Below are 6,697 nucleotides of genomic sequence, written 5' to 3' on the forward strand. Positions count from 1 at the left end.
TTCAGCAACCCGCAGGGATTGCGAACGCTCGGCACCACTCTCAGCGACGCGGTGGACGTTGGTGCGATCAGCGCCACCCTCGGCAACCGAAAGGGCGAAAGCAGAGGCGGACAGGCTGGCGAAGAACAGGCTGGCGAGGATTTGCTTTTTCATTTTGGGCACCTGGGTTTTGGGGGTGGTGTTTGTCTGTGGGGCCCATGTTACTGATGTGATTTCGATGAAGAAGTGATCCTGGGTAATGGTTGCCATCGACGTTAATGATAGTTATGTCGTAGTCATTAAAAACAATAAGTTAGCTGCTCTAGAGAGGCGTGATTACGCGATCTGGAAAAACCTTTTCCTGAAGGCGTGATAATCGATTTATTCGATGTAATGGTGCGGGACGGCAACAGTGCAGCGACGAAAGACCCTTGCTAGAGCGGTTGCGGCGCTACAGGCGTGCTTTTGGCGGGGTGCGGCGGTTGGGAGGGGTAGAAGTGGCTGCGCCCCCATGGCGGGGGCGCGGCGGACCGGCGTCAGCGCTTGCCCATGGAGCGGCGAGAGCCGCGCGGGGCGGGACCGGGGCGCTGGCCACGATCGTGACCCTTGAGGGTGAGGTAATAGGGGACGTTCTTCTTCGGCTTGGCCGGAGCGGTTTCGGCGGTCGGGGTTTCCGCCGGTTGGGCGTCGACCTGGTCGATGTCTTGGCTGGTCATGGTGTTCTGCTGCTTTCAGGCTTTGGCCCGTGGCTGGGCCGGAGGCGCGCATCATACACCAGCCGGCCTCCGGGCGCTCCCGGAGGCCCCTGGTTGGCTCAGGACGGTTGCTGGATGTCCCAGCCGGTCAGTTCTACGCGATGGTCCACATGGTTGATGGCGGAAAGGATGTGCGTCGGATCGGTCAACGCTGGCGCCATGGTCCAGCGTCCGATGGGCTCGTTGCCGATTCTCACCATGCCGGTGTGGGTCAGCTGGTTGCCATCGACGATCGGGTCCACGTCATAGAAGCCCAGGGCGTAGCGCAGTTCGAGGATGTCCTGCGGATCACCGGTGAGGTATTCCCAGCCCGGGCCGATCTGGAACTTGTCCACGTATTCCTGCAGGTGGTGCGGCTGATCCAGTTCGGGTTGCAGGGTGATCGAGTACATGAAGATGTCCCGTCCCACCCGGTCGCCCAGCATCTGTTGCACCTTGCGCAGGTTGGCGGTGGCGGTGGGGCAGTTACGGCCACAGCTGGCGTACATCATGTTCAGCACGACGACCTTGCCGCGCAGCAGGTCCCGGTAGAACTCCACCTTCCGGCCCTGATGGGTGAAGAGCGTGGGGTTGGGAAAGCGCCCGTCGCCCTGACGGGGTTGCGGCTGGCGTTCCGCGGCGATACCCAGCGAACCCAGGGCGGCGAGCCCCAGTACGCCGACGCCGAGGCCGCCGATCAGGTTTCTGCGAGTGTTCATGGAAAGTCCTCCCGCGGCCGTTAGACGAGGTCGAAGCGCAGCATCATCGCGTGGTCTTCGTGGATCAGGTTGTGGCAATGCATCACGTACTTGCCGACGTAATCACGGAAGCGGATGAAGACGCGGATGGTCTCGTTCTTGTTGATCACATAGACGTCCTTGCGACACTGCTCATGGGCCGGGATGGGTTGCGACACGCCATTCCTGATGCGCGCGATGATTCGCCCCTCCTCGAAGTGGATGTGAATCGGGTGCGACCAGCCGTTGTCGATGTTGACCAGTTCCCAGATTTCCCCGCGCCCCCTGGGTACGGTAAAGCGCGGCGCGTTGACGTTGACGAACTGGCCATTGATCGCCCACATGTTGTTGGAGCGCTCGAACACGAAGCGGCGCACCGGCGCGGCGGCTACTTCGGCCGGGTCCAGCGGCGGCAGTGGTCGCAGGTTGGCCGGCACCTGGCTGAGGTCCTGGGCGGTTGGCCAGCGGTCCACCACTATCTTCAGCACGCGCACGCCCGGTTCCTTGATGTCCTTCGGTCCACGGGTTTCTTCCTGGCGCATGCGGTTGACCAGGTAAAGGGTGGTGCCCACCACGTACTTCGAAAAGTCGACCACGATGTCGGCGCGTTCGGCCATGCCAAGGGTGATGGATTGCTGGTTGAGCAGCGGCTTGGGCAGCAGGTTGCCGTCGTTGGCGATGTAGGTGAAGTTCTGCTTCACGTTGTTCGGATTCACCAGCGAGAAGGCATAGAACAGGCTCGGTCCGGCATTCAGCAGGCGGAAGCGATAACGCCGCGCGGCCACCTTGAGCACCGGTTCGATCATGCCGTTGACCAGCACCTTGTCGCCCAGTACCCCCTCGGGGTTGATCTCGTCGTAATAGAGCTTGCCGGCGGCATCGAATCGGCGGTCGGCAAACTGCAGCGGGTAGTCATAGGCGCCGCTTGGAAGACGCAGGGCGCCGGGCGTGGGGTCGGCTTCGTTTCCTGAATCCAGCGAGTCGTACAGCAGATAGAAACCCGACAGACCGCGGTAAAGGTTGGGCGAAGTGAAATCCAGTGTGTGGTCGTGATAGAAGAGCGTGCCCAGGGCCTCGTTGGGGTCGCCGACGCTGTCCTGGCGATCTTCGAAGCCGGCACAGCAGTTGGGATAGAGGTGATCCTTAAAGCCACCCTTGGCGGTCAGGGTCGGGCCTGCCTTGGTGGCGCTGTAATAGTCGCCGGGGAAGCCGTCGCTCTCCGAGCCGCAGTGCAGGTTATGCAAGTGGGTGGAGATTTCCGGCGTGCCGAAGCCCGTGTGATTGGCGGGCAGGTCGTTGTAGATGCGGCAGATCATCGGCGAGCCGTAGCGCGAGGCGACGGTGGCGCTGAACTCTTTCGCCGGTGTATCGGCGGCGCGGTAGTTCCAGACCTTCTGGATCGGATAGGCCGGGTTGAACTGCCAGTCGCGTTCGACGGCGCGCAACTCATAGTAATTAGCGTTAGCGCGGAACTTCGACCAGAACTGATGGCGCGCCCGTCCGGCTTCGCCGCCTGCGACGTTGGCCAGTTCAGTAGGGGCCGGAGTCAGGTACGGGACAGCAGCTGCGCGCACGATCTCGGTGGGCAGCTCCATGACCCATGGAGTTGTCGGTGGGCTGGGTGGCAGTACGATCGGAACAGTCGATGCCTCGCTGACCGGTGCGCGCAACAGCGCTGGCGCAGCTGCCGCAGCGGCTGACAGTTTGAGGAAATCGCGCCGGTTTTCGTCCACCAACCTGTCTTTCTTGTTTTTTTGTCGCGGGTCTTTGCCTTTCATGAGTGTGCACTCCAACCTCCCCACCACGAATTCGCGTGAACGGCCCGCCATGGATGCAATGCTCCAGGGCTCTTTGTCCCCATCCGTTCGCACGAAGGTGCAGGCCGTAAAGGGTGAATCTGCTCGCACGGCCAATGCGCCAATAAATCGACTAAAGACCTCTCATTTACGATGCGCAATTTGATGAGTGGCAATATTTTGTCGCTATTTAGGGCCGGTGGCTGCTGGCTCTAGGCATTGAGCGGTGTGTTTCAGGATATTTCGCGAAGACGGGCGGTGGGCATTGCGGGGTAGGCGGTAGAGCCATTTGGAGCGGGGCGAGAGGCGGTCGGAGAGGTGGAAATTCCGACCGCCTGCGGGGGAACTACTTGTAGTTGTACTTGTCGTGGAACATGGCGATCTGCTTGACCGGCTTGGGCTCTTCCTTGGTCAGCACGTACACCACGCGCTGGCCTTCGGGGCCGCCGCCGATGTCCACGTAGCTGAAGGTGGGTTCGCCGATGCGGTACATGTCCATCATGTCGCCGTAGCGGCTGAACACATAAATGATGCCTTCTTCGTCGCGCAGTTCGCCGTAGAAGGGCTGGGCGGGCGGCAGGCTGATATCGATGAAGCGCTTGGCGGAGAGGGTCTTGATGTCCTTGCCCTGATCGGCGGATTTCAGGACCAGGATGATGTCGCGGCCGAAACCGTCCTTCTTGCCGGCGCTCTGTTTGACCGGGGCAGTGCCGCTCTTCACGTATTCGCGGTAGGTGGCGTAGTCGTCGAAGACGAACAATTCCTTCTCGGTGCGGATCTGATACCAGTCTTCGTTGTCCAGGGCCACCGGCTTGGCGGGGGCCGGGGCTTGCACGGCGCAGGCGCCGAGGGTGGCGGCCAGCAGCGCAGCGGCCAGCGGCTTGATCAGGTTCTTCTTGTGGTTCATCGGAGGTCCTCCCCAGGAAAGTTGAGCAGAGAATCTGCCTGCGCTGGATGACCGGTTGATGACGTATTCGTGTCGCTCTGATGAATAGGGGAAAACTTGGTTTATCAGTGGGTTGCGGCGATTTCTTGAGGCTGGCCTGCAAAGAAAAAGGGTGAAGACTTGCGTCTTCACCCTTCAAGGCCCCGCCGTGGCGGGGCAGTTGGGGACTCTGTATCAGCCGCGGTAATAGCGCTGCGGCACGAAGGGGGTCTTGGCGACTTTCATCGCCACGCGCTTGCCGCGCACCAGGGCCCAGACCTCGCTGTCCAGGGCGGCGTGGCGGGCGGCGACGTAACCCATGGCCACCGGTGCACCCAGGCTCGGGCCGAAGCCGCCGCTGGAGACGCGGCCGATCACCGTACCGTCGGCATCGACGATTTCCGCACCTTCGCGTACCGGCACGCGCTCCTGCGGCAGCAGGCCGACGCGCTTGCTGGCGACGCCGTCGCGCTGCTGGGCGAAGACCGCGCCAGCGCCGGGGAAGTTGCCGGCGCGCACGCCATCGGCGCGGCGGGCCTTGGAGATGGCCCAGAGCAGGCTGGCTTCCACCGGGGTGGTGGCGGGGGTCATGTCATGGCCGTAGAGGCACAGGCCGGCTTCCAGGCGCAGCGAGTCGCGGGCGCCGAGGCCAATGGGCTGGACTTCCGGTTGGGCCAGCAGGGTGCGCGCCAGGGCTTCAGCCTGGGCCACGGGTACGGAAATCTCGTAGCCGTCTTCGCCGGTGTAGCCGGAGCGGCTGACGTAGCACTCGACGCCTTCCAGGCGCACGCTGCCGAACTGCATGAAAGTCATCTTGCGCACTTCCGGTGCGAGGCGACCGAGCACCTCGGCTGCCGCTGGACCCTGCAGGGCCAGCAGGGCGCGAGAGTCGAACAGCGATTCGATTTCGCACTGCTCTCCGATGTGCTTCTGCAGATGGGCGAGGTCCTGGTCTTTGCAGGCGGCATTGACCACCAACACCAGGTGGTCGCCGGTGTTGGCGACCATCAGGTCGTCGAGGATGCCGCCGTTTTCGTCGGTGAACATCGCGTAGCGCTGCATGCCCACCGGCAGGTCGAGGATGTCCACCGGTACCAGGCTTTCCAGCGCTCGGGCGGCGTTCGCGCCGCGCAGGATGACCTGGCCCATGTGCGAGACATCGAACAGGCCGGCCTGCTCGCGGGTGTGCAGGTGTTCCTTGAGCACGCCGAGCGGGTACTGCACCGGCATGTCGTAGCCGGCGAAGGGCACCATGCGCGCACCGAGTTCGAGGTGCAGGGCGTGCAGCGGGGTTTTGGCGAGGTCGGTCATGTGAGGCTCCAAAGTGAAAGTCGGTGCGGGGGCAGGGCTTCCCTCACCCCCGGCCCCTCTCCCAGAGGGAGAGGGGAGAAAAAGGCTTCAGCATTCGATGATGTTCACGGCGAGGCCGCCGCGGGCGGTTTCCTTGTATTTGCTCTTCATGTCGGCACCGGTCTGGCGCATGGTGCGGATCACCTTGTCGAGCGAGATGAAGTGCTGGCCGTCACCGCGCAGGGCCATGCGTGCGGCGTTGATGGCCTTCACCGAGCCCATCGCGTTGCGCTCGATGCAGGGCACCTGGACCAGGCCGCCGACCGGGTCGCAGGTCAGCCCGAGGTTGTGCTCCATGCCGATCTCGGCGGCGTTCTCGACCTGCTGCGGGGTGCCGCCGAGAACTTCGCAGAGCGCGCCGGCGGCCATCGAGCAGGCCACGCCGACCTCGCCCTGGCAGCCGACTTCAGCGCCGGAGATCGAGGCGTTTTCCTTGTAGAGGATGCCGATGGCGGCGGCGGTGAGCAGGAAGCGCTCGACGCCGTCGTCATTGGCGCCGGGCACGAAGCGGCTGTAGTAGTGCAGCACCGCCGGGACGATGCCCGCCGCGCCGTTGGTGGGCGCGGTGACCACGCGGCCGCCGGTGGCGTTTTCCTCGTTCACCGCCAGGGCGTAGAGGTTGACCCAGTCGAGCACCGAGAGGCTGTCGCGCAGGCTGGCCTCCGGGTGTTCGCTGAGCTGGCGGTAGAGCGCGGCGGCGCGGCGCTTGACCTTGAGCCCGCCGGGCATGATGCCTTCCTTGCGGCAGCCGGTGGTGACGCAGTCCTGCATCACCTGCCAGATCTTCATCAGCCCGGCGCTGGTCTCTTCCGGGTTGCGCCAGGCCTTCTCGTTCTCGCGCATCAGGCCGCTGATGGACAGCCCACTGGCGCTGCAGTGGGCGAGCATGTCCTTGCCGGTCTTGAACGGGTAGGGCAGCGGCGTGCGGTCTTCGACGATGCGGTCCAGGCCGGCGGCTTCCTCGTCGACGACGAAGCCGCCGCCCACCGAGTAGTACTCGCGGGCGCGGATCTGGATGCCGGCGGCGTCGAAGGCGCGGAAGATCATGCCGTTGGGGTGGTAGGGGAGCGGTTTCCTGATCAGCGCCAGGTGCTCCTTCTCCACGAAATGAATCGACTTCTCGCCGCCGAGAAGCAGTTCGCCGCTCTGGCGGATGCGCGCCAGGCGCTCATCCAC

General features: G+C 63.7%; 6 protein-coding genes. All 6 read right to left on the reverse strand.

What is annotated here, in order from left to right; genetic code table 11:
- Positions 1-515: 515 nt before the first annotated feature.
- A complete protein-coding gene (locus DM872_RS09580) occupies positions 516-695 on the reverse strand; it encodes a hypothetical protein (protein WP_179059263.1) in 180 nt (59 codons plus the stop codon).
- A 98-nt stretch (positions 696-793) separates the two neighbouring features.
- The gene (locus tag DM872_RS09585; RefSeq protein WP_179059264.1) at positions 794-1,432 is read right to left on the reverse strand and encodes an SCO family protein; all 639 of its coding nucleotides are present in this window, start codon (positions 1,430-1,432) and stop codon (positions 794-796) included.
- A 20-nt stretch (positions 1,433-1,452) separates the two neighbouring features.
- Positions 1,453-3,228: a multicopper oxidase family protein gene (locus tag DM872_RS09590; RefSeq protein WP_179059265.1), complete on the reverse strand. Its 1,776-nt coding sequence runs from the start codon at positions 3,226-3,228 to the stop codon at positions 1,453-1,455.
- Positions 3,229-3,592: 364 nt separating this feature from the next.
- The gene (locus DM872_RS09595; protein WP_179059266.1) at positions 3,593-4,153 is read right to left on the reverse strand and encodes a hypothetical protein; all 561 of its coding nucleotides are present in this window, start codon (positions 4,151-4,153) and stop codon (positions 3,593-3,595) included.
- A 213-nt stretch (positions 4,154-4,366) separates the two neighbouring features.
- Positions 4,367-5,482 (reverse strand): glycine cleavage system aminomethyltransferase GcvT, encoded by a 1,116-nt coding sequence (gcvT, locus tag DM872_RS09600; RefSeq protein ID WP_179059267.1) that lies wholly within the window; start codon positions 5,480-5,482, stop codon positions 4,367-4,369.
- A gap of 87 nt (positions 5,483-5,569) precedes the next feature.
- On the reverse strand, positions 5,570-6,697 hold a 1,128-nt coding region (locus tag DM872_RS09605; protein WP_179059268.1), incomplete at its 5' end, for an L-serine ammonia-lyase.

The sequence above is a fragment of the Pseudomonas taiwanensis genome, from assembly GCF_013393345.1.
Classification (GTDB): domain Bacteria; phylum Pseudomonadota; class Gammaproteobacteria; order Pseudomonadales; family Pseudomonadaceae; genus Metapseudomonas; species Metapseudomonas resinovorans_C.

Coding starts and splice junctions, on each gene's coding strand:
- DM872_RS09580 (WP_179059263.1), bottom strand. CDS start 695: ATGACCAGCCAAGACATCGACCAGGTCGACGCCCAACCGGCGGAAACC.
- DM872_RS09585 (WP_179059264.1), bottom strand. CDS start 1,432: ATGAACACTCGCAGAAACCTGATCGGCGGCCTCGGCGTCGGCGTACTG.
- DM872_RS09590 (WP_179059265.1), bottom strand. CDS start 3,228: ATGAAAGGCAAAGACCCGCGACAAAAAAACAAGAAAGACAGGTTGGTG.
- DM872_RS09595 (WP_179059266.1), bottom strand. CDS start 4,153: ATGAACCACAAGAAGAACCTGATCAAGCCGCTGGCCGCTGCGCTGCTG.
- gcvT (WP_179059267.1), bottom strand. CDS start 5,482: ATGACCGACCTCGCCAAAACCCCGCTGCACGCCCTGCACCTCGAACTC.